24 protein-coding genes and 1 rRNA gene are annotated in these 26,634 nt (G+C 71.2%); 17 read left to right on the forward strand and 8 right to left on the reverse strand.

Going from position 1 to position 26,634, the window contains the following annotated elements; all coding sequences use genetic code 11:
- The 9 genes from rrf to ACIP2X_RS30960 form a co-directional block, all read left to right on the forward strand.
- Window positions 1-92 (forward strand): 5S ribosomal RNA (gene rrf / locus ACIP2X_RS30920); the annotation flags it as partial.
- Between the two features lie 59 nt (window positions 93-151).
- The gene (locus tag ACIP2X_RS30925; protein WP_401679266.1) at window positions 152-814 is read left to right on the forward strand and encodes an HAD family hydrolase; all 663 of its coding nucleotides are present in this window, start codon (window positions 152-154) and stop codon (window positions 812-814) included.
- Between the two features lie 60 nt (window positions 815-874).
- The gene (locus ACIP2X_RS30930; RefSeq protein WP_401679269.1) at window positions 875-2,098 is read left to right on the forward strand and encodes an MFS transporter; all 1,224 of its coding nucleotides are present in this window, start codon (window positions 875-877) and stop codon (window positions 2,096-2,098) included.
- Window positions 2,049-3,224 (forward strand): acetoin utilization protein AcuC, encoded by a 1,176-nt coding sequence (locus tag ACIP2X_RS30935; RefSeq protein ID WP_401679272.1) that lies wholly within the window; start codon window positions 2,049-2,051, stop codon window positions 3,222-3,224. Before ACIP2X_RS30930 ends, ACIP2X_RS30935 begins: the two co-directional genes overlap by 50 nt.
- Window positions 3,225-3,309: 85 nt before the next feature.
- Window positions 3,310-4,137, forward strand: a complete 828-nt coding sequence (locus tag ACIP2X_RS30940) for a phosphatase (RefSeq protein WP_401679275.1) — start codon at window positions 3,310-3,312, stop codon at window positions 4,135-4,137.
- 134 nt (window positions 4,138-4,271) lie between these two features.
- Complete coding sequence (locus ACIP2X_RS30945; RefSeq protein ID WP_189702413.1) at window positions 4,272-4,487, forward strand: helix-turn-helix domain-containing protein; 216 nt, start codon at window positions 4,272-4,274, stop codon at window positions 4,485-4,487.
- 154 nt (window positions 4,488-4,641) lie between these two features.
- The gene (locus ACIP2X_RS30950) at window positions 4,642-4,740 is read left to right on the forward strand and encodes a 30S ribosomal protein bS22 (RefSeq protein ID WP_003948845.1); all 99 of its coding nucleotides are present in this window, start codon (window positions 4,642-4,644) and stop codon (window positions 4,738-4,740) included.
- Window positions 4,741-5,020: 280 nt separating this feature from the next.
- Window positions 5,021-6,082 carry an NAD-dependent epimerase/dehydratase family protein gene (locus ACIP2X_RS30955; RefSeq protein WP_401679279.1) on the forward strand — a complete coding sequence of 354 codons (1,062 nt, stop codon included), beginning with the start codon at window positions 5,021-5,023 and terminating at the stop codon, window positions 6,080-6,082.
- Between the two features lie 14 nt (window positions 6,083-6,096).
- Window positions 6,097-7,185: a lysophospholipid acyltransferase family protein gene (locus ACIP2X_RS30960; protein WP_401679281.1), complete on the forward strand. Its 1,089-nt coding sequence runs from the start codon at window positions 6,097-6,099 to the stop codon at window positions 7,183-7,185.
- A gap of 96 nt (window positions 7,186-7,281) precedes the next feature.
- Here ACIP2X_RS30960 and ACIP2X_RS30965 read toward each other — a convergent pair whose 3' ends face one another.
- The 3 genes from ACIP2X_RS30965 to ACIP2X_RS30975 all read right to left on the reverse strand — a co-directional run bounded on the left by ACIP2X_RS30965 (window position 7,282) and on the right by ACIP2X_RS30975 (window position 10,879).
- Complete coding sequence (locus ACIP2X_RS30965) at window positions 7,282-8,514, reverse strand: DUF5667 domain-containing protein (protein WP_401679284.1); 1,233 nt, start codon at window positions 8,512-8,514, stop codon at window positions 7,282-7,284.
- 246 nt (window positions 8,515-8,760) lie between these two features.
- A complete protein-coding gene (locus ACIP2X_RS30970; protein ID WP_401679287.1) occupies window positions 8,761-9,531 on the reverse strand; it encodes an ECF subfamily RNA polymerase sigma factor, BldN family in 771 nt (256 codons plus the stop codon).
- Window positions 9,532-9,958: 427 nt separating this feature from the next.
- Window positions 9,959-10,879 (reverse strand): HAD family hydrolase, encoded by a 921-nt coding sequence (locus tag ACIP2X_RS30975; protein WP_401679290.1) that lies wholly within the window; start codon window positions 10,877-10,879, stop codon window positions 9,959-9,961.
- Between the two features lie 106 nt (window positions 10,880-10,985).
- On the opposite strand from ACIP2X_RS30975, the gene ACIP2X_RS30980 reads away from it, so the two are divergent.
- From ACIP2X_RS30980 to hemB, 6 genes are all read left to right on the forward strand, one after another.
- A complete protein-coding gene (locus tag ACIP2X_RS30980) occupies window positions 10,986-11,294 on the forward strand; it encodes a glutaredoxin family protein (protein WP_401679293.1) in 309 nt (102 codons plus the stop codon).
- A gap of 290 nt (window positions 11,295-11,584) precedes the next feature.
- Window positions 11,585-12,352 carry a redox-sensing transcriptional repressor Rex gene (locus ACIP2X_RS30985; RefSeq protein ID WP_401679296.1) on the forward strand — a complete coding sequence of 256 codons (768 nt, stop codon included), beginning with the start codon at window positions 11,585-11,587 and terminating at the stop codon, window positions 12,350-12,352.
- Window positions 12,349-14,076, forward strand: a complete 1,728-nt coding sequence (locus ACIP2X_RS30990; protein ID WP_401679299.1) for a glutamyl-tRNA reductase — start codon at window positions 12,349-12,351, stop codon at window positions 14,074-14,076. The genes ACIP2X_RS30985 and ACIP2X_RS30990 overlap by 4 nt, the downstream gene beginning before the upstream one ends.
- Complete coding sequence (hemC, locus tag ACIP2X_RS30995; protein WP_401679302.1) at window positions 14,073-15,032, forward strand: hydroxymethylbilane synthase; 960 nt, start codon at window positions 14,073-14,075, stop codon at window positions 15,030-15,032. The genes ACIP2X_RS30990 and hemC overlap by 4 nt, the downstream gene beginning before the upstream one ends.
- On the forward strand, window positions 15,029-16,732 hold the full coding sequence (locus ACIP2X_RS31000) for a uroporphyrinogen-III synthase (protein ID WP_401679305.1): 1,704 nt from the start codon (window positions 15,029-15,031) through the stop codon (window positions 16,730-16,732). Before hemC ends, ACIP2X_RS31000 begins: the two co-directional genes overlap by 4 nt.
- 258 nt (window positions 16,733-16,990) lie before the next feature.
- A complete protein-coding gene (hemB, locus tag ACIP2X_RS31005) occupies window positions 16,991-17,989 on the forward strand; it encodes a porphobilinogen synthase (RefSeq protein ID WP_401679308.1) in 999 nt (332 codons plus the stop codon).
- On the opposite strand, the gene ACIP2X_RS31010 is transcribed toward hemB, so the two are convergent.
- Window positions 17,986-18,663 carry a DUF4232 domain-containing protein gene (locus ACIP2X_RS31010; protein ID WP_401679311.1) on the reverse strand — a complete coding sequence of 226 codons (678 nt, stop codon included), beginning with the start codon at window positions 18,661-18,663 and terminating at the stop codon, window positions 17,986-17,988. The two genes, hemB and ACIP2X_RS31010, sit on opposite strands and share 4 nt — an antisense overlap.
- A gap of 213 nt (window positions 18,664-18,876) precedes the next feature.
- Between ACIP2X_RS31010 and ACIP2X_RS31015 the strand changes: the two genes are divergently transcribed.
- Entirely contained in the window at window positions 18,877-20,115 is a 1,239-nt protein-coding gene (locus ACIP2X_RS31015; protein WP_401679314.1) for a helix-turn-helix domain-containing protein, read from the forward strand.
- Between the two features lie 19 nt (window positions 20,116-20,134).
- On the opposite strand, the gene ACIP2X_RS31020 is transcribed toward ACIP2X_RS31015, so the two are convergent.
- The 4 genes from ACIP2X_RS31020 to argS form a co-directional block, all read right to left on the reverse strand.
- Entirely contained in the window at window positions 20,135-21,610 is a 1,476-nt protein-coding gene (locus ACIP2X_RS31020) for a glutamate--cysteine ligase (RefSeq protein ID WP_401679316.1), read from the reverse strand.
- 62 nt (window positions 21,611-21,672) lie between these two features.
- On the reverse strand, window positions 21,673-21,927 hold the full coding sequence (locus tag ACIP2X_RS31025; protein ID WP_401679319.1) for an EF-hand domain-containing protein: 255 nt from the start codon (window positions 21,925-21,927) through the stop codon (window positions 21,673-21,675).
- Window positions 21,928-21,958: 31 nt separating this feature from the next.
- Window positions 21,959-22,708 carry a DUF4253 domain-containing protein gene (locus ACIP2X_RS31030; RefSeq protein ID WP_401679322.1) on the reverse strand — a complete coding sequence of 250 codons (750 nt, stop codon included), beginning with the start codon at window positions 22,706-22,708 and terminating at the stop codon, window positions 21,959-21,961.
- Window positions 22,709-22,917: 209 nt separating this feature from the next.
- Window positions 22,918-24,687: an arginine--tRNA ligase gene (gene argS, locus ACIP2X_RS31035; RefSeq protein WP_401679324.1), complete on the reverse strand. Its 1,770-nt coding sequence runs from the start codon at window positions 24,685-24,687 to the stop codon at window positions 22,918-22,920.
- A 195-nt stretch (window positions 24,688-24,882) separates the two neighbouring features.
- Here argS and lysS point away from each other — a divergent pair, with 195 nt between their 5' ends.
- Window positions 24,883-26,625 carry a lysine--tRNA ligase gene (lysS, locus tag ACIP2X_RS31040; RefSeq protein ID WP_401679327.1) on the forward strand — a complete coding sequence of 581 codons (1,743 nt, stop codon included), beginning with the start codon at window positions 24,883-24,885 and terminating at the stop codon, window positions 26,623-26,625.
- The last annotated feature ends 9 nt before the right edge of the window (window positions 26,626-26,634 follow it).

Below are 26,634 nucleotides of genomic sequence, written 5' to 3' on the forward strand. Positions count from 1 at the left end.
CGCCCGGTTACATTCCGAACCCGGAAGCTAAGCCTTTCAGCGCCGATGGTACTGCAGGGGGGACCCTGTGGGAGAGTAGGACGCCGCCGAACAATTTTTGGGAAAGCCCCGCATCTTCGGATGCGGGGCTTTCTGCGTTTAGGGTTCAGTTATGCGCTATGACTTGGTGATCTTCGACAACGACGGCGTGCTCGTCGACAGTGAGCCGCTCTCCAACCGGCTGCTCGCCGCGTACCTCACCGAGCTCGGGCATCCGACCTCCTACGAGGACTCCCTGCGTGACTACATGGGCGCGGCCATGCACCGCGTCCACGACATGATCGCGGAGCGGACCGGACAGCGGTTGCCGCGGGACTTCGACGACGTCTTTCACGGTCGGGTCTTCGCCGCGTTCGAGCGGGAGTTGAAGGCGGTGCCCGGCGCGGTGGACGTCCTCGGGAAGCTGGCCGCGGAGGGTGTGCCGTACTGCGTGGCCTCGTCGGGGAGTCATGAGCGGATTCGGGTGGGGCATCGGGCGGCCGGGCTGGAGCGGTGGTTCGACGAGGGGCGGATCTTCAGTTCCGAGGATGTCGGGCGGGGGAAGCCGGCGCCCGATCTGTTCCTGCACGCGGCCGAGCGGATGGGGGTCCCGCCCGAGCGGTGCGTGGTCGTCGAGGACAGTCGGCTGGGGGTGCAGGCGGCGGTCGCGGCCGGGATGGACGTCTACGGGTTCACGGCCATGACGCCGGCGGCCAGACTGAGTGGGGCCACTGGACTCTTCGGTGACATGGGGGAGTTGCCTGAGCTGCTCATCCGACGTGCAGGGGGAAGCTGAGGGAAATTCATCTTTGGCTGGATATACCCAGCGGTACGCCGGGGCCCTACGCTCGCCGCCATGACTCGTGAGCTGCGGCGCGGTAGAGCCTCGTTGGCGTTCGGCTTCTTCGCCCAGGGCGTCGCCTTTGCTCTGCTGGTGACGCGTATCCCGGCGATCCAGGACCGGTACGGGGTCTCCGACGCGTTGCTGCCGGCGTTCCTGGCCGCGGTGCCCGTGCTGGCGGGGGTCGGGAGCGTGGCGACCGAGCGGCTGGTGAAGCGGGTGCCGCCCAGCTCGGTGTTGCGGTGGTCCCAGCCCGTGGTGCTGCTGGCGCTGCTCGGCGTGGGCGCCGGGGAGCGGATGGTGGAGCTGGCGGTGGCGCTCGCCGCGTTCGGCCTGGCCGTGGGGGCTCTGGATGCCTCGATGAACATGCTCGGGGTGAGCCTGCAACTGTCGTACGGGCGCAGCATCATGCTCGGGTTCCACGCCGCGTACAGCCTCGGGGGGATCGTGGGGGCCTCGCTGGCGTGGGTGGGGGCGCACGAAGAGCTGGCGCTGGTGGTGTCGTATCTGCCGGCGGTGGGGGTGCTGCTGCCGGCCGCGTTGCTGGGGAGCCGGTGGTACGTCGACGGCGGTCGCGGCAAGGCGGTTGGGGGGGAGGGCGCGGGTTCCGGCGAGGCGGGGGGTGTCGTCTTCCGGGCGTTGCTGCCGTTGTGCCTGGTGATGACCTTCGCCTACATCGGGGACGCGACCGTCTCCAACTGGAGCGCGAAGTACTTGCAGGACGTGCTGGGGAGCTCGGAGCAGATGGCGACGGTTCCGTACAACGTCTACATGGTCACCACGCTGGTGGGGCGGGCCCTGGGGGACTTCGGGGTGCGGCGGTTCGGTGCCGTCGGGGTGGTCCGGGGTGGGGCGGTGGTCGCCGCGGCGGGGTTCGCGGTGGTGGCGGGGGCTCCCGGGGCGTGGGTCGGGATGGTCGGGTTCACGTTGCTGGGGCTGGGGTTGTGCGTGCTGGTTCCGCAGACGTTCGCGGCGGGCGGCAGGTTGTTCCCGGGGGCTTCGGACGCGGCCGTGGCGCGGCTCAATGTCTTCAACTATGTGGGGTTTTTGATCGGTTCGCCGTTGGTGGGGGCGTTGGGGGACGCCTGGAGCTACCGGGGGGCGATGCTCGTACCGATGGTGTTGGTGCTGGTGACACTCGTGTACGCCCGGTCGTTCGCCGCTCAACCGGACCGATACGGTGGCGGGCATGAGCGGCCGCGCACAGCTGATGTGGGACGAGGCAGTAACGGGCTATGACTTCGGGCCGGACCATCCGATGGATCCGGTCCGGCTGTCGCTGACCCGGAGACTGGTCGAGGCGTTCGGGCTCGATCGCCGGATCGAGGTCGTCGCGGCGAAGGCGGCGGGGGAGTCGACGTTGCGGCTGGTCCACCGCGAGGACTACGTCGCGGCGGTGAAGGCGGCGTCGGAGGATCCGCGGTCGGCCGACCAGTCGTACGGGCTGGGGACCCTGGACGATCCGGCGTTCGCCGGGATGCACGAGGTGTCGGCGCTCATCGCCGGGCAGTCGGTGGGCGCGGCGGAGGCGGTGTGGCGGGGGGACGCCCTGCACGCGGTGAACTTCGCGGGCGGACTGCACCACGCGATGCCGGCGGCGGCGTCGGGGTTCTGCATCTACAACGACGCCTCGCTGGCCATCGCCCGGCTGCTGGAGCTGGGGGCGGAACGGGTCGTCTACGTGGACGTCGACGTGCATCACGGGGACGGGGTGCAGGCCGCGTTCTGGGAGGATCCGCGGGTCCTGACGATCTCGCTGCACGAGCATCCCCGGACCCTGTTTCCGCAGACCGGATGGCCGGAGGAGACGGGAGCGGACGGGGCCGCGGCGGGGACGGCGGTGAACGTGGCGTTGCCGGCCGGGACGGGGGACGCCGGGTGGCTGCGGGCCTTCCACGCGGTGGTGCCGGAGCTGGTCGCGCAGTTCCGGCCGCAGGTGCTGGTGACGCAGCACGGGGCCGATACGCATTTCGAGGATCCGCTGGCGCATCTCGCGGTGTCGCTGGACGCTCAGCGGGCCGTCCAGGTCGCCTGCCATGAGCTGGCGCACGAGTACGCCGAGGGGCGCTGGGTGGCCCTGGGCGGGGGTGGCTACGCGGTGGTGGACGTGGTGCCCCGGTCCTGGACCCATCTGGTGGCGATCGCCGCCGGGCGGGAGGTGGCGCCCGAGACGGTGGTTCCCGAGGAGTGGCGGCAGGAGGTCTTCGCCCGCACCCGGCAGTTGGCGCCGGGGCGGATGACCGACGGGCGGTGGCCCGTGGAGTGGGGGGACTGGGAGGCCGGGTACGACCCTGCCGATCGCCTGGACCAGGCCGTGCTGGCCACGCGGCGGGCGGTTTTCCCGTTGCGCGGGTTGCTGGCGTAGGAACGGTGTGGCGCCGTTACTCCGACCGAGCCCCGTATCCCCGTTCCGGCCCCCGGCCGCCACTTCCATCGGCCACCATCCTCCCATGCCGACCCCCACGATCCCCCGGTCCGATCTCCGCGCGTACCTTCTCGCCGTTCGGCTGGCCGGGGCCGTGGCGACCTCCCGGGAAGTGAGCCTGCGGAGCTACCGGGGATTCGCGGCGCGCGATCCCCGGTTGTTGATCGGGATCGATCCTGAATGGGCCTGGACCGAGCGGGATTTGATCGGACTGATGGCGCAGAGGTGTGGGGTATCCGCTGATCCTCGGTGCGTTTCCGGCCAGGATGTGATTGACCCGGAACTGACCCTCGCCGCTCTGGAGGCGTTCTCCGATCGGCTCGCCGCCGTCGCGCAGCGTGGTGCTCCCGTGTTGTTCGGGACCGGTCATCCGCACCGATTGCTCGGTTTCTACGGCGCTCTCGCGGACGCGATGTCGGCGGCGGGATGTGCCGTCCTCACTCCCGCGAAGGGTCGCTCTGTCGACATAACGACTAGGTTCGGCGTACGCACGCACCGCCTCGATTACGTACGGGGCGTCGCGATGGTGCGGGCACCCGGCGCGCCCGGTCCCGGTTGTGCGACCGGCGCACACACCCATTCCCCCCTGCCGGTTCGTACCGTTCTGGGTGCCGTCGCCGAGGCCGGCGGGACCCTTCCCGAGCTGGTCGTCGGGGACCACGGATGGGTCTGCGGCGCAGGTCAGCTGGGGTTCGAGGCCATCGGCCTGGCCGATACGGACGACCCGGCCCCGTTCGTCGGCGAGGCCGAAGGGCGCGTGGCCGTCGTCGTGCCGGTCGATGACGCTGTGCGGTCCGATTACTACCGGCCGCTTACCCGCTACGTACTCAATCGGGCGTGTCTGTCACAGTAGGCCGCCGATAGGTGCACCTCTTCCCCACTCGCATCACCCGCCCCTAGTCTGGGGAGTGAGCACGCAGCGACGAAGAGTCACCGGAAGGGGAAGCCGGTGGCCGTCGAGTCGAGTGCGGAAGGTTCAGGTGTGTCATGGCTGCAGCTGGAGATCAGAGGCCTCTGAGTGAGGTTCAGTTCCTTACCGTGGCGGAGGTCGCCGCGGTGATGCGAGTGTCGAAGATGACCGTGTACCGCTTGGTGCACAGCGGTCATCTGCCCGCGATCAGGGTGGGGCGGTCCTTCCGCGTCCCCGAGAACGCGGTTCACGAGTACCTCCGCGACAGCTATGTGGGGGTGGAAACCGCCTGACGACGACTCGGGGAGATCGGCTCAGGGCACTTTCCGATCTCCCCGAGCACCTCGATTACGACCTCAGCGCTCGGGCGGGTAGGCTAGCCCCTCGTAGGTCGTGTGGGCCCATGGCGCCCAAACACCGAGTGATGAGAAGTGAGCGAGGGTAGTCGTGGGCTCTGTTATCAAGAAGCGGCGCAAGCGGATGGCCAAGAAGAAGCACCGCAAGCTGCTCAAGCGCACGCGCGTTCAGCGTCGTAACAAGAAGTAGCCGCTGAGAAAGCAACACCAGCGGTAGATCGACGCACCGCAACGCCGCGAAAGCGTGGCTGTGGCCCCCCACCCCGTCCGGTGGGGGGCCACACGCATGTCCCGGGCGAACGAGCCCCGCGCGTAGGCCCGCCCGGCGGGCGCGAGAGCCTGTTCGTACGACGGTGATTTCCCGTCACGTGGTGCAGTGGGCGGTCATCACAGCGCAACAACCAACCGCTAGGTTGGCCGCAGACGGGGAACTCGACAGCGGTACGAGGGCTGGAAGGAAGGCGCGGATCGTGGGCAAGGTCGTGCTCGTGACCGGAGTGGCCCGTCAGCTGGGGGGCCGGTTCGTACGACGGATCCAGCGGGACCCCGAAGTGGAGCGGGTCGTCGCCGTGGACGCGGTACCGCCCGAGCACCATCTGGGCGGCGCGGACTTCATCCGGGCCGACATCCGCCAGCCCACCATCGCGCGCGTGCTGGCCGAGACCGCCGCCGACACGGTCGTCCACATGGACGTCACCGCGACCGCCCTGGGCAGCGGCAACCGGGCCACGGTCAAGGAGACCAACGTCATCGGCACCATGCAGCTGCTCGGCGCGTGCCAGAAGTCCCCGACCGTACGGCGGCTGGTGGTGAAGTCCAGCACCAACGTCTACGGCTCCGCGCCCCGCGACCCGGCCGTCTTCAGCGAGACGACCCCGCCCAAGTCGCTGCCCAGCGGCGGCTTCGCCAAGGACACGGTGGAGGTCGAGGGGTACGTGCGCGGGTTCGCGCGCCGCCGGCCGGACGTCGCGGTGTGCGTGCTGCGGCTCGCCAACATCCTCGGCCCCGGCGCGGAATCGCCGCTCGCCTCGTACTTCTCGCTGCCCGTCCTGCCGACCGTCCTCGGCTACGACCCCCGGCTGCAGTTCGTGCACGAGGACGACGTGATCGAGGTGCTGCGGATCGCCTCGCACGAGCCGCGCCGCGGCACCCTCAACAGCGGCACGTTCAACATCGCCGGCGACGGCGTCCTGCTGCTCTCCCAGTGCTCCCGGCGGCTCGGCCGCCCCACGATGCCGCTGCTGCTGCCCGCCGTCACGTGGGCCGGCTCTCTGGTGCGTACCCTGGGCATGACGGACTTCTCACCGGAGCAGATCCGACTGCTGACCCATGGCCGGGTGGTGGACACGACCCAGATGCGCGAGACGCTGGGATTCCAGCCCAAGTACACCACTGCGGAAACGTTTGCGGACTTCGCGGGCAGCCGCGGGCCCGGACTCCTGCCGCCCGAGGCCCTCGCGGGGGCCGTCGACCGGATCGCCGCGCTGCCCGTCGCGGGCGGCGGTCGGCCCACGACTCAGAGCGCCAACTGAGGAGCGCATCAACGATGGCGGACGCCAAGGTCATTCCGTTCGACGACGACCGGTCCCGTGGGAGCGCCGTGCAGCGGCCGCCGCGACGTGGCCGGAGCGGGGGCAGCCGGCGGCCCGGCGGGGAGTCCGCACGGGTCCGTGAGACGGGCGAGGTGGGCGAGGTCCAGCCCCTGCCCGGCGTGGCACCCGCGCGGGACGATGTCCCCGTGCCCCACGAGGAACAGCGCCCGGACGAGCCGGGCGAGCAGCGGTCCGCGGACGAGGGAGGCCTCGAGCGGCGCGTCGCCGCCGGTCTGGCCTTCCTGCGCCGCCGTCTGACCGGCGACTACGAGGTCGACGACTTCGGCTACGACGCCGAACTGACCGACCAGGTCCTGATGTCGCTGCTGCGCCCGGTGTACGAGAAGTACTTCCGGGTCGAGGTGAAGGGCATCGAGAACATCCCGTCCGAGGGCGGCGCCCTGATCGTCGCCAACCACTCCGGCACGGTTCCGCTGGACGGCCTGATGATGCAGGTCGCCGTGCACGACCATCATCCGGCCGGCCGCCATCTGCGGCTGCTCGCCGCCGACCTGGTCTTCGTCCTCCCCGTCGTCAACGAACTCGCCCGCAAGCTGGGTCACACCCTGGCCTGCGCGGAGGACGCCGAGCGGCTCCTCGGGCAGGGCGAGCTCGTCGGCGTGATGCCGGAGGGCTTCAAGGGCATCGGCAAGCCGTTCGGCGAGCGCTACAAGCTCCAGCGGTTCGGCCGGGGCGGCTTCGTCTCGACCGCGCTGCGCCAGGGCACCCCGATCGTCCCGTGCTCGATCGTGGGCGCGGAGGAGATCTACCCGATGCTCGGCAATGCCAAGACCCTCGCGCGGCTCCTGGGCTTCCCGTACTTCCCGCTGACGCCCACCTTCCCGTGGCTGGGCCCGCTCGGCGCGATCCCCCTGCCCACCAAGTGGACGATCCAGTTCGGCGAGCCGATCCCCACGGACGGCTATCCGCCGGAGGCGGCCGAGGACCCGATGCTGATGTTCAACCTGACCGACCAGGTCAGGGAACAGATCCAGCACACCCTGTACAAGCTGCTGGTACAGCGCCGCTCGGTCTTCTTCTGACTTCTTCTGACTTCTCCGACTTCTTCCGGCCGTTCTGACCGTACGACGAAGGGGCGCCCCTCAGGAGGGGCGCCCCTTCGTCGTACGACGCGGAGATTACTCGGCGTCCTCGGCGTCGAGGCCGAGCCCGGGCAGCAGGCCCGGGAGCAACGGCGGCACCGTGACGTCGGGCGCGGTCGTCGGCGGCCTGGTCTGCGACGGGGAGGCGCTGCCGGCGTCCTTCGGCGGGTCGAGCAGCCCGCCGGTGTTGCCACCGAGCAGTCCGTCGGACTCCTCATCGGTCTCGGCGGACCGGCTGGGGCCCTCGCTGCCGGTGTCGCCGGCGTCCGTGGAGCCGCTGCCGCTGCTGGGTGGTGTCGAGCCGCGCCCGGACTCGGTGGCACCCGTGGCGGGCCCGCTGCCGGGGCCGCGCCTCTTGCTGTCCTCGCTGCTGCCCCCCTGGACAGGGGGCTGCGGCAGCAGGGACTGCAGCGGGGCGACTTCCTGGTCTATGGCGTCGAAGACCGACGACACCTGCTCACTGACGTCCCCGAGCTGCACCGGAAGCCGCTCGCGCAGGGCGCCCCACGCGTCCCGATGCGAGTCGGAGAACGCGGAGAGGGCCTGGATGGGGCCCAGCGACTCCGGGTCGCGCTCGTACGCCGCGGTGAGCAGCCGGTGGCCCTCGGAGGCGTCGTGCGTCATCCCGGACAGGGCGCGGCGGATCTCACCGAGCGACTCGTGGTCGAGAGGTCCGCTGCGGCCGCGCTCCATCAGGCGGCGGGCCTCGCTCAGCCGGGTGGAGGCGTGGTCGAGGTACACCTGCCCGCGTTCGTCCTCGCCGTCGGCCAGGCCGAGCTTGAAGTCCTCGATGCCGCGCTTCAGCCCGTACAGCGAGTCCCCGGGCAGGGCCTCGCCGCTGGCGGCGGCGACTCCGCCGAAGGCGCCGGCGGCGACGCCCACGCTGAGGCCCCCGGCCGTGAGGCCCTTGGCCAGGCGGGTACGTGGACGGAACTTGCCCAGCGGAGTGGCCCTGTGGGCCCCGCGGCCCCGCACGGTGCGCTGCTCGGGCAGCGCGGGATCGGAGATCCCGCCGCCCTGGAGCATCGCTTCGAACTGAGCCACCAGTTGCGCCCGCTGGACCACCTTGACCTCGGGATCCAGCTCCGGCTTCGGCAATGCGCCAAGACCGACCGTGAGGGCCAACAATCGGCCCTGTTCGGTCGGTTGTTCCGTAGCAGCCGGGGCCGATTCCTCGGACTGCTCGGCCGCCGTGCCCCGATCGGACTGCTCCTCCAGGGCCTGGGCGAAGGCGTTCGCCCGCCGGTGCGCCGATACGTTCGCGATCACTGGCGGCACCTCCTCTCGTCATGACGGTCGACTCCCCAGGGGGTCCTGAGGGTTGCACGCCCCGGCCACAACCACACGATCGAGGGATCGGAGTCGGCCAGGGAGTGACCACAGGGAGCCTGCATCCCGCACAACGAGCGGCGCGGCACTTGGGTTACGGACGGAGGAGGAACGGGCGGCGAAGTCAACAGTCTTTCACCGAGGGTGAGTTGGGGATCGCGGAGCGTGTGCGTTCGGTGGTGGGGCTCAGCGGGCGTCTTCGGGGAGCAGGCGGGCGAGGGTGCGCACGGCGCGGTACTGCAGCGTCTTGATGGCGCCCTCGTTCTTGCCCATCACGCGGGCCGTCTCGGCGACCGACAGACCCTGGAGGAAGCGGAGCGTCACGCACTCCTGCTGCTGAGGGTTGAGTCGGCGCACCGCGTCCAGCAGTGCGGCGTTGGAGAGGGACTCCAGTACCGAGTCCTCGGGCGAGCGTTCGACCTCGTTGGCGTCGAGCATCTCGCCGGTGGTCACTTCCAGCCGGAACCGACTGGACTTGAAGTGGTCGGCGACCAGATTCCGCGCGATCGTGACCAGCCAGGCGCCGAAGTCACGGCCCTGCCAGGTGAACGTGCCGATCCTGCGCAGGGCGCGCAGAAAGGTCTCGCTCGTCAGGTCCTCGGCGGTCGCCTTGCCGCCCACCCGGTAGTAGATGTAGCGGTACACGGTGTCGCTGTATTGGTCGTAGAGCCGGCCGAACGCGTCGGCCTCGCCGGCCTGGGCGCGCTCCACGAGGTCCATCATCCGGGCGCTGTCGCTGTCGGCGGCCGGACGCCGTGCGGTGGCCGCACCGGCGGCGCGGCCTCGTCTGCCGACCGCGGCGCTGCCGTCGGCCAGTGCGTAGCACGGGCCGACCGGCGCGGCGGTGGTGAATGCGGGGACGGCGTACGCGGTGGGGACGAAGCCGCGCAACAGGTCCAGGACCGTTGCGCGCAGCGTAGCCAGGCCCGAGGCGTCAACCCCGACGTGTGGGTACACGGGACTCCCAGAGGCAGAGCTTCCATCACGTGCAGTGCGGGACCTTTCACTCGTCGTAGCGACGAGAGGGGTACCGGATTGCGTCTGAGGAGAATAACGCTTCGTACAGGCACTGCTACGCCCAGTTGCTCAAATCATCGATTACGTCGCTTCTGTAACCGATTGACGGCTGATCAAGTGCCGGAGAGTGACCGCTTGTTGATCGAATGGGCTCAACTTCGGGGTCGGTACGGGGCGTGTTGTGGCCGGGTGCAGGATGGAGGACTGGGTGTGGCGTCGCGTGGGTACAGGGACTGGATTGCCCGGCGTTTCGAATGTGCCCGCCGTTGCTCCTGTGGCCGCCTCGTCCCGCCTGGCGGCGCGACGAGGCGCCGCCCGTGCCCGCTCAGGTGCGACGGGTACGTCGGTGAGGGGCGATCCGGGTCCGCTAGCGCCGGCGGCGGTGCAGGGCGATCGCCGCGGCGGTGCCGCCCGCGACGGCGCCCACCCCGGCGGCGGCCGGGATGCCGACCTTCGCCGCCTTGCGCCCGGTGCGGTAGTCCCGCAGCCGCCAGTCCTTCTCCCGGGCGTGCTTGCGCAGCTTGCTGTCGGGATTGATGGCGTAGGGGTGCCCCACCAGGGAGAGCATCGGGATGTCGTTGTGGGAGTCGCTGTACGCCGCGCAGCGCGTCAGGTCCAGTTCCTCCGCCGCGGCCAGTGCCCGCACCGCCTCGGCCTTGGCCGGGCCGTGCAGCGGCTCGCCGACGAGCTTGCCCGTGTAGACGCCGCTCACGGACTCCGCCACGGTTCCGAGCGCTCCCGTCAGTCCCAGGCGGCGCGCGATGACCTGCGCGATCTCCACCGGGGCGGCCGTCACCAGCCACACCTTCTGCCCGGCGTCCAGATGTGCCTGCGCCAGCGCCCGGGTCCCCGGCCAGATCCGCACGGCCATGTACTCGTCGTAGATCTCCTCGCCGATCGACTGGAGCTCGGCGACCCGATGCCCCTTCACGATCGACAGGGCCGACTCGCGCACGTCCTGCATGTGGTCCGGGTCCTCGAACCCGGCCAGCCGGAACCACGCCTGCTGCCACGCGAACTTCGCGAGGTCGCGGGTCTCGAAGAACTTCCGCTTGTACAGCCCGCGCCCGTAGTGGAACAGCGCGGCACCCTGCATCACGGTGTTGTCGAGGTCGAAGAAGGCGGCGGCCCGGTCGTCGCCGTGCACGGGGAACACCGGCTCGCCACCGCCGGCGACGACGGAGGTGTCCTGTGTCTTGCGCGCGGCTTCCGCCGCGGCCTCGCCTGCCAACACGCTCCGCGCCGTGGCGGAGCGCCTACGGGGAGTGAGCCATCCGAGAGCGGCCATGGCGTGAGCATAGCCATTTTGTTCGGAGGTTCCGGAGTCGAGAGGTTGGGACACCGTGAACTCTCCGCGTCCGGGCCGTTAAACAACGACCCCGCGTGGCGCGACAATGGCGGGCATGAGCCCGATTTTCCGCCGCAAGCCCGCCACCTCGGGCGAAGCACCCGCCGCCGCGCGCCGGGAGCGCCTGGTGACCCTCGTCCGCAAGCCCGGCTGCCATCTGTGTGATGACGCACAGATCGTGATCGAGAAGGTCTGTGCCGACCTCGGTGTGTCGTGGGAGCGGAAGGACATCACGCAGGACGAGGAACTCCACGACAAGTACTGGGAACAGATCCCCGTCGTCCTGGTGGACGGCGAGCAGCACACGTTCTGGCGCGTGGACGAGGACCGCCTCCGCAAGGCGCTCGCGGGGTGACCGGCGAGTAGCCCCTCGACTGACTCCCGAGTAGCCGACGGCGGGACCGGGTGCCCGGTCTGCCTTAGGATCGATGGCGACCTGGTCTCGGGGGCGGGAACTTTTCAGGAGAGTGTTCGCTTGTGGCCCCCCTCTCGCCCCCTCACGGAGCGCGCGTGACCCCGGTCACGTTGGCCGGGCAAATCGGACACCATCTTTGTGCACGCGTTCACAAAGACATAGCCTGCATTCGACGGGGCGGTCCGGGGACGTATGACCGCCCGAAGCCCCGCTCTACCCGCAGGAGCACCGTGGCAACTGGCCGAACTCACCGACCGGCGACCCGTAGCCGAGGGATTCCCGAGGCCACCGTCGCCCGTCTTCCGCTGTACCTACGAGCCCTCACCGCACTGTCGGAGCGCTCGGTACCCACGGTCTCGTCCGAGGAACTGGCGGCCGCGGCCGGGGTCAACTCCGCGAAGCTCCGTAAGGACTTCTCCTACCTCGGCTCGTACGGCACCCGTGGTGTCGGGTACGACGTCGAGTATCTCGTCTACCAGATCTCCCGTGAACTCGGCCTCACCCAGGACTGGCCGGTCGTGATCGTCGGTATCGGCAACCTGGGCGCCGCCCTCGCCAACTACGGCGGGTTCGCCTCCCGTGGGTTCCGGGTCGCCGCCCTCATCGACGCCGACCCCGCGCTCACCGGACGCGCCGTCGCCGGGATCCCGGTCCAGCACACCGACGACCTGGAAAAGATCATCCAGGACAACGGCGTGTCGATCGGCGTGATCGCGACCCCCGCGGGCGCCGCCCAGCAGGTGTGCGAGCGGCTCGTCGCCGCCGGCGTCACCTCCATCCTGAACTTCGCGCCGACCGTGCTGTCGGTGCCGGACGGCGTCGACGTACGCAAGGTGGACCTCTCCATCGAGCTGCAGATCCTCGCCTTCCACGAGCAGCGCAAGGCCGGCGAGGAGGCCGCGGCGGCGTCCGACGCCGCTGTTCCGGCCGCCGTCGCGCGCAAGCAGTCCGCCGACAAGGGACCCGACGGGGACGTACCCGCCGTGATGCCGGCATGAGTCTGCTCGTCGTCGGACTGAGTCACCGCAGTGCTCCGGTGAGCGTGCTGGAGCGGGCCGCGCTGACCACGGACGCCCAGGCCAAGCTGGTGCAGGACACGGTCGCCGCCGAACCGGCCACCGAGGCCTCGGTGCTCGCCACCTGCAACCGGATCGAGCTGTACGCCGACGTGGACAAGTTCCACGCCGGTGTCGCCGAGCTGTCCACCCTGCTCGCCCAGCACAGCGGGGTCGGCCTGGACGAGCTCACTCCGTACCTGTACGTGCACTACGAGGACCGGGCCGTCCACCACCTGTTCTCGGTGGCGTGCGGGCTGGACTCGATGGTCGTCGGCGAGGGGCAGATCCTCGGCCAGATCAAGGACTCGCTGGCCCGCGCGCAGGACCTGCACACCGCCGGACGGCTGCTGAACGACCTGTTCCAGCAGGCGCTGCGGGTCGGCAAGCGCGCCCACACCGAGACCGGCATCGACCGGGCCGGGCAGTCCCTGGTCACCTTCGGCCTGGAGCAGCTGACCTCCGGCGCGCCCGTGGAGAAGTGGGCGCGGGGCAAGCGGGCACTGGTGATCGGCGCCGGATCGATGTCCTCGCTGGCCGCGGCGACGCTGGCGCGGGCCGGGGTCGGCGAGGTCGTCGTCGCGAACCGCACCCTCGACCGGGCCGAGCGGCTCGCGCAGATCCTGAACCAGGCCGACGACACGGACGTGGTGGCCCGGGCGGTACCGATGGACGCGGTGCGGGACGAGCTGACACGTGCCGACATCGCGGTCTCCTGCACCGGCGCCACCGGACTGGTGCTGCAGGCGGAGGAGATCGCGGCCGCCGTCGAGGGCCGCACCGGCCGCCCCGCGCACGTCGAAGAGCGTGCGCAGGGCGCCGCCGGGTCCCCCGCGACGCCGCGGACGGACGTATCGCAGACGCCGCTGCCGCCCGCCTCGGTGGGCACCGACGAGAACTGCCCCCTCGACCTGACCGCGCCCGGCTTCTCCGTGATGGGGGAGGCCGCTGTGGCCGGCATGGACGCGGCGACGCTGGAGCAGCACGCCGCGTGGGCCGCCGGCAGCGCCGTCGAGCGGCGGGAGGCGGCGCGCCGCAGCCCCGAGGTGACGCCCGAGCTGATCACCGCGCTGGCCGCGACCGTGGCCACCGCCGGACGGATCCCCGAGCGCCGCAAGCCCGAGCCGGTCGCCGAGGTGCCGCGCCCCGAGCCGGCCCTCTTCCTGCTCGACCTCGCGATGCCGCGGGACATCGACGCGGCCGTGCACCGGCTGGCCGGCGTGCGGCTCGTCGACATCGAGTCGCTGGCCGAGGCGTCCGCGGACGCCCCGATGGCGGCCGACGTCGACCAGGTCCGCCACATCGTCTCCGACGAGGTGGCGGCGTTCGGGGCCGCCCTGCGGGCCGCGCACATCACGCCGACCGTGGTCGCGCTGCGGACGATGGCCGCCGACGTCGTGGCCGGTGAGATCGCCCGGCTGGACGGGCGCCTGCCCGGCCTGGACGACAAGCAGCGCGGCGAGATCCGGCAGGCCGTGCACCGGGTCGTCGACAAGCTGCTGCACGCGCCGACCGTACGGGTGAAGCAACTCGCCGCCGAGCCCGGCGGTGCCGGGTACGCGGACGCGCTGCGGACCCTGTTCGACCTCGACCCCGAGACGGTGGCCTCCGTCTCCCGCGCCGAGGAAAGCATGGAGAAGACCGAACAGAACCGAGGGCCGGCATGACGGAGAAGGCACTGAGGCTGGGGACGAGGCGGAGCAAGCTCGCCATGGCCCAGTCCGGGCAGGTGGCGGAAGCCGTGAGCCAGGTGACCGGACGGCCTGTCGAGCTCGTCGAGATCACCACGTACGGCGACGTCTCGCGCGAGCACCTCGCGCAGATCGGCGGCACGGGTGTCTTCGTGACCGCGCTGCGCGACGCGCTGCTGCGCGGCGACGTCGACTTCGCCGTGCACTCGCTGAAGGACCTGCCGACCACGCAGCCCGAGGACCTGGCGCTGGCCGCCGTCCCGCTGCGTGAGGACCCGCGGGACGTGATCGTCGCCCGGGACGCGCTGAAGTTCACCGACCTGCCGCGCGGGGCCCGCATCGGTACCGGTTCGCCGCGCCGGATGGCGCAGCTGAACGCGTTCGCGCGCGGGCACGGCCTGGACATCGAGACGGTGCCGATCCGCGGCAACGTCGACACCCGGATCGGGTACGTCCACAAGGGCGAGCTCGACGCCGTCGTCCTGGCCGCCGCCGGACTGCAGCGGATCGGCCGGATCGACGAGGTGACCGACTTCCTGTCGGTCGACACGGTTCTGCCCGCCCCCGGCCAGGGGGCCCTGGCGATCGAGTGCGCCGCGGACAACGCGGACCTGATCGCCGTGCTCGGTGAGCTCGACGACCCGTTCACCCGGGTCGCCGTGACCGCCGAGCGGTCCCTGCTCGCCGCCCTGGAGGCCGGTTGCAGCGCCCCCGTGGGCGCGCTCGCCGACCTGCTGGCCGACGGGCAGATTGTCAAGGAAATGCGCCTGCGGGGCGTCGTCGGCACGACCGACGGCTCCCGTACGGTGCAGCTGTCCACCACCGGTCCCGTGCCCGATACGCACGACCGGGCAGTGGCACTCGGCCGCGAACTCGCCGCCGAGATGCTCGCCCAGGGCGCGGCCGGTCTTATGGGGGAGCGAGCACAGTGAGCCCCACCACCCTTCCCGCCGCCGGTCCGGAACACGGGCACGTCACCTTTCTCGGTGCCGGACCCGGGGATCCGGGACTGCTGACTCTGCGCGCCGTCGAGGCGCTGGCGCGTGCGGACGTACTGGTCGCCGAGCACGAGGTGCTCGACGTGGTGCGTACGCACGCCCGGCCGGGCGTCACCGTCGTGAACACGGAGCCGGGTCCTTCGTCGGACCTCAATCCGGGCTCAGGCACGCCTCAGCTGACGGTTGTTGACGGTACGTCAGCAACCGTCGTCCCCGCGGTGCGGGATGCCGCACATCTTGTCATGGAGGCCGCGCGGGGCGGCAGGCGGGTCGTCCGTGCGGTGTCCGGGGACCCGGGACTTGATACGTACGCCGCCGAGGAAATGCTCGCCTGCGCCGCGGCGGGTGTTCCGTTCGAGGTCGTGCCCGGTGTCGCGGCCGCGGTCGGGGTGCCGGCGTACGCCGGTGTGCCGTTGCGGGACGCGCAGGGGGCGGACGTCCGGTTCGTCGACGCCCGGACGGCGTCGGACCGGTGCTGGACCGAGGTCGGGGCGTCGGACGGGACCGTGGTCGTGTCGACCACGCTCGACTCCGTGGCGGCCGCCGCCGGTGAGCTGGTGTCGGCGGGGCGCAAGCCGGATACGCCGATGACCGTGACGGTCGCGGGGACCACGACGCGGCAGCGGACGTGGAGCGCGACGCTCGGGACGATCGCGCAGACGCTGAAGCAGGCGAAGGTGCTGCCCTCGCCGGAGGGCGGGCGGCCCGTGATAGCCGTGGTCGGGGAGCGTTCCGCCGCGGCTCAGCGTGAGCAGTTGTCGTGGTTCGAGTCCAAGCCGCTGTTCGGCTGGAAGGTGCTCGTGCCGCGTACCAAGGAGCAGGCGGCCTCGCTCTCCGACCAGCTGCGGTCGTACGGGGCCGTGCCGCACGAGGTGCCGACGATCGCCGTCGAGCCGCCGCGGACGCCTCAGCAGATGGAGCGGGCGGTCAAGGGGCTGGTGACCGGGCGGTACGAGTGGATCGCCTTCACCTCGGTGAACGCGGTCAAGGCCGTGCGGGAGAAGTTCGAGGAGTACGGGCTCGACGCCCGGGCCTTCGCGGGGATCAAGGTCGCCGCGGTGGGGGAGCAGACGGCGAAGGCGCTCGTCGCGTTCGGTGTGAAGCCGGATCTGGTGCCGAGCGGGGAGCAGTCGGCGGCGGGGTTGCTGGAGGACTGGCCGCCGTACGACCCCGTCTTCGACCCGATCGACCGGGTCTTCCTGCCGCGGGCCGACATCGCCACGGAGACGCTGGTCGCCGGGCTGATCGAGCTCGGGTGGGAGGTCGACGACGTCACGGCGTACCGGACCGTGCGGGCGTCGCCGCCGCCGGCGGAGACGCGGGAGGCGATCAAGGGGGGTGGGTTCGACGCCGTGCTCTTCACGTCGTCGAGCACGGTGCGGAACCTGGTGGGTATCGCCGGGAAGCCGCACAACGTGACCGTGATCGCCTGTATTGGTCCCGCCACGGCCAAGACCGCCGAGGAGCACGGGCTTCGGGTGGACGTCATGGCTCCGGAGCCGTCCGTGCACAAGCTGGCGGAGGCGCTGGCCGACTTCGGGATGCGGCGGCGGGCCGCGGCGCTGGAGGCGGGGGATCCGGTGACTCGGCCCAGTGAGCGGAGGCCGGGGGCTCGGCGCCGGCGTACGACCTAGGGCTCAGTGTGGTGGTGTTCGGGCGCGTCGCCGTTGGGGTGGCGCGCCCGTGGCATGCCTGCGGCGCCTGTGCTCGTCCGGTGGGGGGTTGCCGGCGCGCGGGGGGTGCTCGTCTCGTCGGGGGCGGGTCGGGGGGTGTCCGTCCTCGGAACGGCGCGGAATCGGTCACTCCCGCCGTGCGCGGGTGCGGCTTCAACGGGCTTTGCGCCGACGTAGCGTCGGCAAATGCCCGGTGTGGGCGGGCGTAGCGTAGAGCGCATGACGACGTACGGTTCCTTTCCCGGTGCGCGGCCGCGGCGGCTGCGGACCACTCCCGTCATGCGGCGCATGGTCGCCGAGACCCGGTTGCATCCGGCCGACTTCATCCTGCCCGCGTTCGTGCGGGAGGGCGTGAGCGAACCGGTGGCCATCGCCTCCATGCCCGGGGTCGTGCAGCACACCCGGGACAGCCTGAAGAAGGCCGCTGCCGAGGCCGTGGCTGCCGGGATCTCCGGGATCATGCTGTTCGGGGTGCCGGAGGACGCGAAGAAGGACGCGGTCGGGACGCCGGGGACGGATCCCGACGGGATTCTCCAGGTGGCTCTGCGCGATGTGCGGGCCGAGGTGGGGGACGAGCTGCTCGTCATGTCCGATCTGTGTCTCGACGAGACCACCGATCACGGGCACTGCGGTGTGCTGGACGAGTTCGGGCGCGTGGACAACGACGCCACCCTGGAGCGGTACGCCGAGATGGCCCGGGTCCAGGCCGACGCCGGGGCCCATGTGGTGGGCCCGAGCGGGATGATGGACGGGCAGATCGGGGTCGTCCGGGACGCGCTGGACCAGATCGGGCGCGAGGACGTGGCCGTGCTGGCGTACACCGCCAAGTACGCCTCCGCGTTCTACGGGCCGTTCCGGGAGGCCGTCGCCTCGTCGTTGCAGGGGGACCGGAAGACGTATCAGCAGGATCCCGCCAACGTCCGGGAGTCGATGCGCGAGCTCGCTCTCGATCTGGAGGAGGGGGCCGACATGGTGATGGTGAAGCCTGCCGGGCCCTATCTGGACGTGCTGGCGCGGGTCGCGGACGCGGTGGACGTGCCGGTCGCCGCGTATCAGATCTCCGGTGAGTACGCGATGGTCGAGGCCGCCGCCGAGAAGGGCTGGATCGACCGGGACCGGGCGATCCTGGAGACGCTGACCGGTATCAAGCGGGCCGGGGCGCGGAACATCCTCACCTACTGGGCCACCGAGGTGGCCCAGAAGCTGAGCCGGGACTAGGAGAGAGCGTCCTCCTGTGTGGACTGCCAGTAGGTGACCCGCAGGGAGCTGTCGTAGTAGACGCCCTCGGCCGGCAGGGCGGGCGTCGCGGAGGCGCCGCCGGAGCTGTTCGGGGTCCTGCCCTGGAAGGCGATCGTGAGGCGCTCGGCGGTGGTGCCGCCGTCGCCGCTGCCGTCTGCGGCCGACAGGAGGACTCCGGCGTAGCCGGACGCTCCGGGGGCCAGGGTCGGGACGGCCTGCGGCTTGGTGCCCGCGATCGGCTGGGGGACCCACTGCATCTCGTCGAAGCGGAGCACCGGGTAGTACATCAGCGTGCACGGCTTCGAGCCGGTGTTGGTGACCGTCAGCAGCATGTGGTTCAGCGGGCGCGGGACCGGCTGGGCGGTGACCTCGGTGTTGGCGCCGTTGCAGATGGCCATGCGCGGGGCGGACGCCTGGGAGGTGTGCGTGGAGTCGCTCGTGCGGCGGGGCTGCTGCGGGGCCGCCTCGGCGTCCTGTGCCGGGTCCGAGGACGGGTGCGCGGTGGCGGGCGCCGGTGTGGTGGACGTCGGGGTCGGCCGGGGGGCGCTGCCCTCGTCCCGGGTGCCCGTGCCGTTGTCGCATGCCGTGAGGGCGAGGGTCGTCAGGGCGATACCGGTGGCGGCGAGCAGGCGGGTGCGGCGGAAGGTGCGCATGGCTGGTTCCTTGTCCGTGTGAGCTGGTCTACGGCCGCCGCTCGACCGTCTGCCGGGAGCGGCGTGCTTGGATGACCAGAGCTTGGGTCGTGATCCGTCCCGGCCGCCACAGCCGGCGGGCGATCAGGGACGGTGGAACGGCCGCAAGGGGTCTGACCTGGTGGAACGGCCGTTGCCTGGAACGCGGGAACGGGATACGGGGGTGGCGGGACGGTGTCGGAAGGCACGGCTGCGGGCGAGTTCGCGGAGCTTCTGCGGGGGTTGAAGGACCGTTCGGGGCTGAGTTACGGAGTGCTCGCCAAGCGGCTCCACGTGAGCACGTCGACGCTGCACCGGTACTGCAACGGGGAGGCCGTTCCGGCGGACTACGCGCCCGTGGAGCGGCTGGCCCGGGTGTGCAAGGCCTCGCCCGAGGAACTGGTCGAACTGCACCGGCGGTGGGTGCTGGCCGATGCGCGGCGGGGGCGGCAGGGGAGCGGGGTCGCGGGGGCGGTCGCTCCTGAGGCGCCCGACGAGGACGGTGCCGAGGTGCGTGATCGGGGCGCGGGCGGGGTGACGCGTCGGCCGCGGCGGCGTGCCGTGCTGCTCGGCGCCGCCGCGGTCGCCGCCGTGCTCGGTGCCGTCGTGCTCGCCGTGACCGTGTCCTCCGGCGGGGGCTCGGGCGACGGGGGGCGGCCCGGTCCCGTGGGGGCCGCCGCGCCGCACGACGTCTCCGAGCCGCCTGCCAGGTCGTCGCCGACCACGTCCGCGTCCGCGTCGGCGTCCGCCTCGCCCGACGCCGAGCCCGCGGCGCCCACCTCTCCCGCTCCGGGCTCGTCGGGGCCGAGTACCGGCGCGCAGGAGGCGGACGCCGAGCCGCCGCTGAACGTGACGGTACGGCCGTACACCTGGGAGGACCCCTGCTCGCAGCATTATCTGATCGATCGGCCGGCCGGGGAGGTCGGGCCGCCGCCGGTGGAGCAGGACGCGCCCGCCTGGGTGTCGGCGTACGGCGCGGTCTCCGCGGGGGAGCAGCTGGTGACGCTGACCGTGCAGGGCAGCGGGGCGCGGACGGTGGTGCTGGACGGGATGAAGGTCCGGGTGGTCGGCAAGGACACGCCGCTCGCCTGGAACGACTACACGATGGGCGTGGGCTGCGGTGGTGACGTGCCGACGCGGCCGTTCACCGTCGCCCTCGACGGGGCGCGGCCCGAGGTGGTGGCCGGGGCCGGGCAGCGGGACTTCCCGCTCAAGGTGAGCGAGTCGGACCCGGAGGTGCTGCGGGTGACGGCCGACGCCTCGGCGTACGACGTGCGCTGGTATCTGGAGCTGACCTGGACCAGCGGGGACCGGCACGGCACGCTGGTCGTCGACGACGGGGGCAGGCCGTTCCGTACGAGCGGCAACAACGGGCGCCCGGGATTCCAGTTCCCGCCGGGGGCCGAGAAGTGGGATCCGGCCGTGACCGGCTAGGGCTTGTCGCGACGTGGCGTCAGTCGACCGGCCAGGTGTGGGCCGGGGCGTTGAGGTGCATGTAGTCGATGTAGAGCTGCGTCATCCGGCGCAGAGCCTCGTGCCGGCCGGAGGCGGCGGACGCCACCTGGTGGAACATCTCCTTCTGCCAGAGGGCGCCGTTGCGGGCGGTGACGCACCGCTGCTCGATGATGCCGAGCAGGGGCTCGCGCCAGGCGTCGTCCATGCCGGAGAGCTCCAGACCCCGGTGGGCGAGGGGGAGCAGCCGCCGCAGGACGAGTTCGGACACCGGGACCTCGCCCATCCCGGGCCAGTACAGCCGGGCGTCGATGCCGTGGCGGGCCGCGGTGTGCAGGTTCTCCTCGGCCGCCGCGAAGGACATCCGGGACCACACGGGCCTCTCCTCCTCCACCAGGGCGCGGGTCAGGCCGTAGTAGAAGGCGCCGTTGGCGAGGGTGTCCGCGACGGTCGGGCCGGCGGGCAGCACCCGGTTCTCCACCCGCACGTGGGGCTTGTCGTGGGCGATGGCGTAGACGGGACGGTTCCAGCGGTAGACGGTGCCGTTGTGCAGGGTGAGTTCGCCGAGCTCGGGGATGTCGCCCTGCTCCAGCGTCTCCAGGGGGTCCTGGTCGTCGCACAGGGGCAGCAGGGCGGGGAAGTAGCGCAGGTTCTCCTCGAAGAGGTCGAAGACGCTGTTGATCCACCGCTCGCCGAACCACACCCGGGGGCGCACCCCCTGCACCTTGATCTCCTGCGGACGCGTATCGGTCGCCTGTTCGAACAGGGGGATACGGGTCTCGTGCCACAGCTCCTTGCCGAACAGGAACGGTGCGTTGGCCGCCAGCGCGACCTGGATCCCGGAGACGGCCTGCGCGGCGTTCCAGTAGGCGGGGAACTCCTCCGGCGAGACCTGGAGGTGGAACTGGGTGCTCGTGCACGCGGCTTCCGGCGTGATCGTGTCGGCGTACGTCCGCAGCCGGTCGACGCCGTCCACCTCGATGCGCAGGTCCTCGCCGCGGGCCGCGAAGACCTGGTCGTTGAGCAGCCGGTAGCGGGGGTTCTCCGAGAGCGCGCGCTCACCGACGTGCTCCTGCTGGAGGGTGGGCAGGATGCCGATCATGATCAGATGCGCGCCGACCGACCTGGCGCGTTCGTCGGCGTGGTTGAGCGCGGCACGGACCTCGGACTCCCAGGAGTCCGGGCCGCCCTCGGTCAGCCGGCGGGGCGGGACGTTGATCTCCAGATTGAACCGACCCAGCTCCGTGGACCACGCCGGGTCCGCGATCGCCTCCAGTACGTCGCTGTTGCGCATCGCCGGCTCGGCGTCGTCGTCCACCAGATTCAGCTCGATCTCCAGACCGACCTGTGGACGCTCCGACTCGAACCGTGCCTCGCGCAGCATCGACGCGAAGGCCTCGAGGCACTGCTGCACCTTGATCCGGTACCGGCGGCGGTCCTCACGGGTGAAGACGACCGCCGGGACGTCACGTCCCATCGGGCCTCCCGAGTTCCCTCGGTCACCTGCTGACTCCAGCGTCGCACCAGGGACGACAGATGTCAGCGCCAGCCGAATCGGCGGTCCACGACCGTGGAGAACTCCTCCAGGGTGAGGACGGCGTCGCCGTTCTGGTCCGCCGCGTCGAACAGCGCGGAGGAGGCGTCGGCGTCCTGCACGCCCCAGAACGGCAGCAGGCCCGAGGCGGCCAGCGTCGGGCCCTTGGTGCGCAGGGCGGTGATGACCTCCTCGCGGGTCAGGATGCCGTTCCCGTCCAGGTCGAGTGCCTCGAACAGCTTTCTGGCCTTGTCGCTCATCGTGTCGCCCCGTTCTCGTGCCGGATGTGGGTCAGTCCCACCAGAAGGACCAGATTTCCCGGCCGACGAGTTGCTCGGCGTAGGCGTCCGATGTGGGGAAGCCGGACTGGTCGACGTTGTCCGGGCAGAAGGCGTAGTGCTCGGCCGCCACCGCCCGCGCCGCGTCGGCGGTGGTGGGCGGCGTCGCGACGGAGACGATCAGCTGGTCGAAGGTGAGCGCGACGACGCGGACGCCGAAGCGGTCCTCCCAGGAGCGGAGCACCGCGCAGAGGCGGGCGACGTCCCCCTCGTGGTTGACGGGGCCCGACCAGCCGATGGCCGCCGCGATGTCCGCGCTGCGGCGCGCCGGGACCAGGGCGAGGCGGGGTTCCTTGAGCCAGGTCCCGTCCGTCAGGAGGTGCGCGGCGAGCTCCGCGGCCACCGCGTCGGGGTCGGCGTCGGTGGCTTCGGGCACGGACGCGAGGCCCGGCCAGTCGTCGTCCGCCAGGTCCTCCCAGTACTCGGCCAGCACCTCCTCCGGGTCGTGATCCCCGGGGTACGAGGTCTCGCCGGGCATCAGCTCCCAGCCCTCGGGACCGCCCTGGGAGCCGAAGTCCAGGAGCAGCGGGACGAGCCCCGCCGCGCGGGCCTCGCCCAGCGCCGCCCAGCCGGCCGGGGTCGCGGCCGTGTCCGCGTGCCAGAGGAGGGTGCCGATCACCTTGCCGGGCGGCAGGCCGAGACCGAGGGTACGGCCGGTGGGGTCGGCGGCGAGCTTCGGCAGGGCGTTGGGGAGGGTGGCCATCGGTCAGCGGGCCGCTCGGGGCGACGTGAACCACGCAAGCGCTCGGGTGCTCATTGCTCTCCTGGCGGCGATCCGGGAGGGGGCCCACGGAATCCGGAGTGGTCAGGGACTGGTCTGCGCCCGCAGCATCGCACAGGTGTGCGCCCTGGCGCCGCGTGTTCGGAGCGAACGACGGCGGCACCAGGGGTGCCGCCGTCGCAGGACCGGTCTCAGAGGCGCTCGGGCGTCCTGATGCCCAGGAGGGCCATGCCCTGGTGGAGGGTCCGGGCCGTGAGGTCGCAGAGGAACAGGCGGTTCTCGGCGACGTCCTTCGGAGGCTCCGGCTTGATCACCGGGCACTTGTCGTAGAACGACGTGAACAGCGACGCCAGTTGGTAGAGGTACGCCGTCATCTTGTGCGGGGCGTACTCCGTGGCCGACTCCGCCACCGCCTCCGCGAACGCGTCCAGGTGCAGGCCCAGGGCGCGCTCCGCCTCGTGGAGGCCGAGTTCCGGATGGGGCTGCGGACGGGTCTCGCCGGCCTTGCGCAGGATCGACTGGATACGGGCGTACGCGTACTGGAGGTAGACCGAGGTGTCGCCGTTCAGCGAGACCATCTGGTCCAGGTCGAACTTGTAGTCGCGGCTGGCGGAGGTCGACAGGTCGGCGTACTTCACCGCGCCGATGCCCACCTGGGCGCCGCGCTCGGCGATCTCCTCCTCGGAGAGCTGGTGCTGGGTGTCCTTCTCCCGCACCACCGCCGTGGCGCGGTCGATCGCCTCGTCCAGCAGGTCGACCAGGCGGACCGTCTCGCCCTCACGGGTCTTGAAGGGCTTGCCGTCCTTGCCGAGGACCGTGCCGAAGGCCAGCTGGTACGCCTTGACGTCCTCGTCGTTCAGCCAGCCGGCCTTGCGGGCCGTCTCGAAGACCATCTTGAAGTGCAGGGACTGCCGGGCGTCCACGACGTACAGCAGGCTGTTCGCCTTCAGGTTGAAGACGCGGTCGCGGATCGCGGAGAGGTCGGTCGCCGCGTAGCCGTAGCCGCCGTCCGACTTCTGCACGATCAGCGGGACCGGCTGGCCGTCCGGGCCCTTGATGTCGTCGAAGAAGACGCACAGGGCGCCCTCGGAGCGGACCGCGACGCCCGACTCCTCCAGCAGGCGGCAGGTCTCCGCGAGCATGTCGTTGTAGCCGGACTCGCCGACGATGTCCGGGTCGCGGACCTCCATGTCCAGCTTCTCGAAGACCGAGAAGAAGTAGATCTTCGACTCGTCGACGAACTTCTGCCACATGGCGAGCGTGTGCGGGTCTCCGGCCTGGAGGTCGACGACCCGGCGGCGCGCCCGCGTCTTGAACTCCTCGTCGGAGTCGAAGAGCCTGCGGGCGGACTTGTAGAGGCGGTCGAGATTGGACATCGCCTCCTCGCCGCTCACCTCGGAGGCCTCGTGGTCCAGCTCGTGCGGGTGCTCGTCGAGGTACTGGATGAGCATGCCGAACTGGGTGCCCCAGTCGCCGATGTGGTGCCTGCGGACGACGTTCTCGCCGGTGAACTCCAGGAGCTGGACGACCGCGTCACCGATCACCGCGGAGCGCAGGTGCCCGACGTGCATCTCCTTGGCCACGTTCGGCTGGGCGTAGTCGATGACCGTCGTACCGGGCGTGTCCGCGTAGGGGACGCCGAGGCGCTCCGTGTCCGCGTACCGCGCGGCCAGGATCCGCGTGATCGCCCTGTCGGCGATCGTGATGTTGAGGAAGCCGGGCCCGGACACCTCGATGTCTGCGATGACGTCGCCGGTGGTGATCCCTGCGACCACCTGGCCGGCCAGCTCGCGCGGGTTGGCCTTGGCCTTCTTGGCGAGCGCCAGGATCCCGTTGGCCTGGAAGTCGGCCCTGTCGCTGCGTCGGAGCAGGGGATCCGCGACCGCCTCCGGCAGGGCGGCGGTCAGAGCGGAGGCGAGCTGCTGTTCGACGGAGGCGCTGAGGGACGTGACCGAGGCCATGGAGTGGGTGCCGTTCTCCTCGTGGGTTCAGATAGACACGGTCAGTATCCCATGGGGGGTGAAGCGGTTTTCCGGCCGCGGAGCGGTGCGGGCCGATCGCGCGGTTCCCCGCGCCCCTTGAGGGGCGGCCGCGCCACCTAGACTGGGTGCGCAGCCGCTTGACCGTAGCGGCTTGCCCGACGCAGAAAGAAGGACGTGCCGATCGTGGCTCAGAGCACCGAGACCACCGACTGGGTCTCTCGTTTCGCGGACGAGGTCATCGAGGAGTCGGAGCGTCGGGCCCCGGGCAAACCCGTCGTCGTCGCGTCCGGGCTCTCGCCCTCCGGCCCCATCCACCTGGGGAACCTGCGGGAGGTCATGACCCCGCACCTGGTGGCCGACGAGATCCGGCGGCGGGGGCTGGAGGTCCGGCACCTCATCTCGTGGGACGACTACGACCGGTACCGGAAGGTGCCCGCCGGTGTCCCCGGCGTCGACGAGTCCTGGCACGAGCACATCGGCAAGCCGCTGACCTCCGTGCCGGCGCCCGCCGGCTCCTCGCACGCGAACTGGGCCGAGCACTTCAAGGCGGCCATGGTCGAGGCGCTGGGCGAGCTGGGCGTCGCGTTCGACGGCATCAGCCAGACCGAGCAGTACACCTCCGGGGTGTACCGCGAGCAGATCCTGCACGCCATGCGGCACCGCGGTGACATCGACGCCGTGCTGGCGCAGTACCGGACCAAGGCCAAGGGCGGGAAGAAGCCCCAGCAGAAGCCCGCCGACGAGGCCGAGATCGAGGCCGCGGAGGGGTCCGGGGCGGCCGGCGAGGACGACGGCAGCTCCGGCACGGCCGGGTACTTCCCGTACAAGCCCTACTGCGGCAACTGCGAGAAGGACCTCACCACCGTCACCTCCTACGACGACAACACCACCGAGCTGACGTACGCCTGCACGGCCTGCGGTTTCTCCGAGACCGTCCGGCTGAACGAGTTCAACCGCGGCAAGCTGGTCTGGAAGGTCGACTGGCCGATGCGGTGGGCCTTCGAGGGCGTGATCTTCGAGCCCAGCGGGGTCGACCACTCCTCCCCCGGCTCCAGCTTCCAGGTGGGCGGCCAGATCGTCGGGATCTTCGGCGGCAAGCAGCCGATCGGCCCCATGTACGCCTTCGTCGGGATCTCCGGGATGGCGAAGATGTCGTCCTCCCGGGGCGGGGTGCCCACCCCGGCGGACGCGCTGAAGATCATGGAGCCGCAGCTGCTGCGCTGGCTGTACGCCCGGCGCAGGCCCAACCAGTCCTTCAAGATCGCCTTCGACCAGGAGATCCAGCGGCTCTACGACGAGTGGGACAAGCTCGACGCCAAGGTCGCCGAGGGCGGCGCGCTGCCGGCCGATGTCGCCGCGCACTCCCGCGCGGTGCGCACCGCCGCCGGTGAGCTGCCCGCGACGCCGCGGCCGATGCCGTACCGGACCCTCGCATCCGTCGCCGACATCACCGCCGGGCACGCCGACCAGGCGCTGCGCATCCTCAGCGAGCTGGAGCCCGACAAGCCGCTCGGCTCGCTCGACGAGGTGCGGCCGCGGTACGACAAGGCCGAGGCGTGGATCAACACGCAGGTCCCCGCCGACCAGCGGACCATCGTGCGCGAGGAGCCCGACGCCGAGCTGCTGAAGTCGCTCGACGAGCCCTCCCGCCAGTCGGTACGGCTGTTGCTCGACGGACTGGCGGAGCACTGGTCGCTGGACGGGCTGACCCACCTGGTCTACGGGGTGCCCAAGGTCCAGGCCGGGTTCTCCGCCGACGCCACGCCGAAGGAGCTCCCGGCGGAGATCAAGGCCGCCCAGCGGACGTTCTTCGCGCTCCTCTACCACCTGCTGGTGGGCCGGGACACCGGGCCGCGGCTGCCCACGCTGCTGCTGGCGGTGGGCCAGGAGCGGGTGCGGCACCTGCTCGGCGAGTAACGGCGCATC

The organism is Streptomyces sp. NPDC089424, assembly GCF_044749345.1.
Classification (GTDB): Bacteria; Actinomycetota; Actinomycetes; order Streptomycetales; family Streptomycetaceae; genus Streptomyces.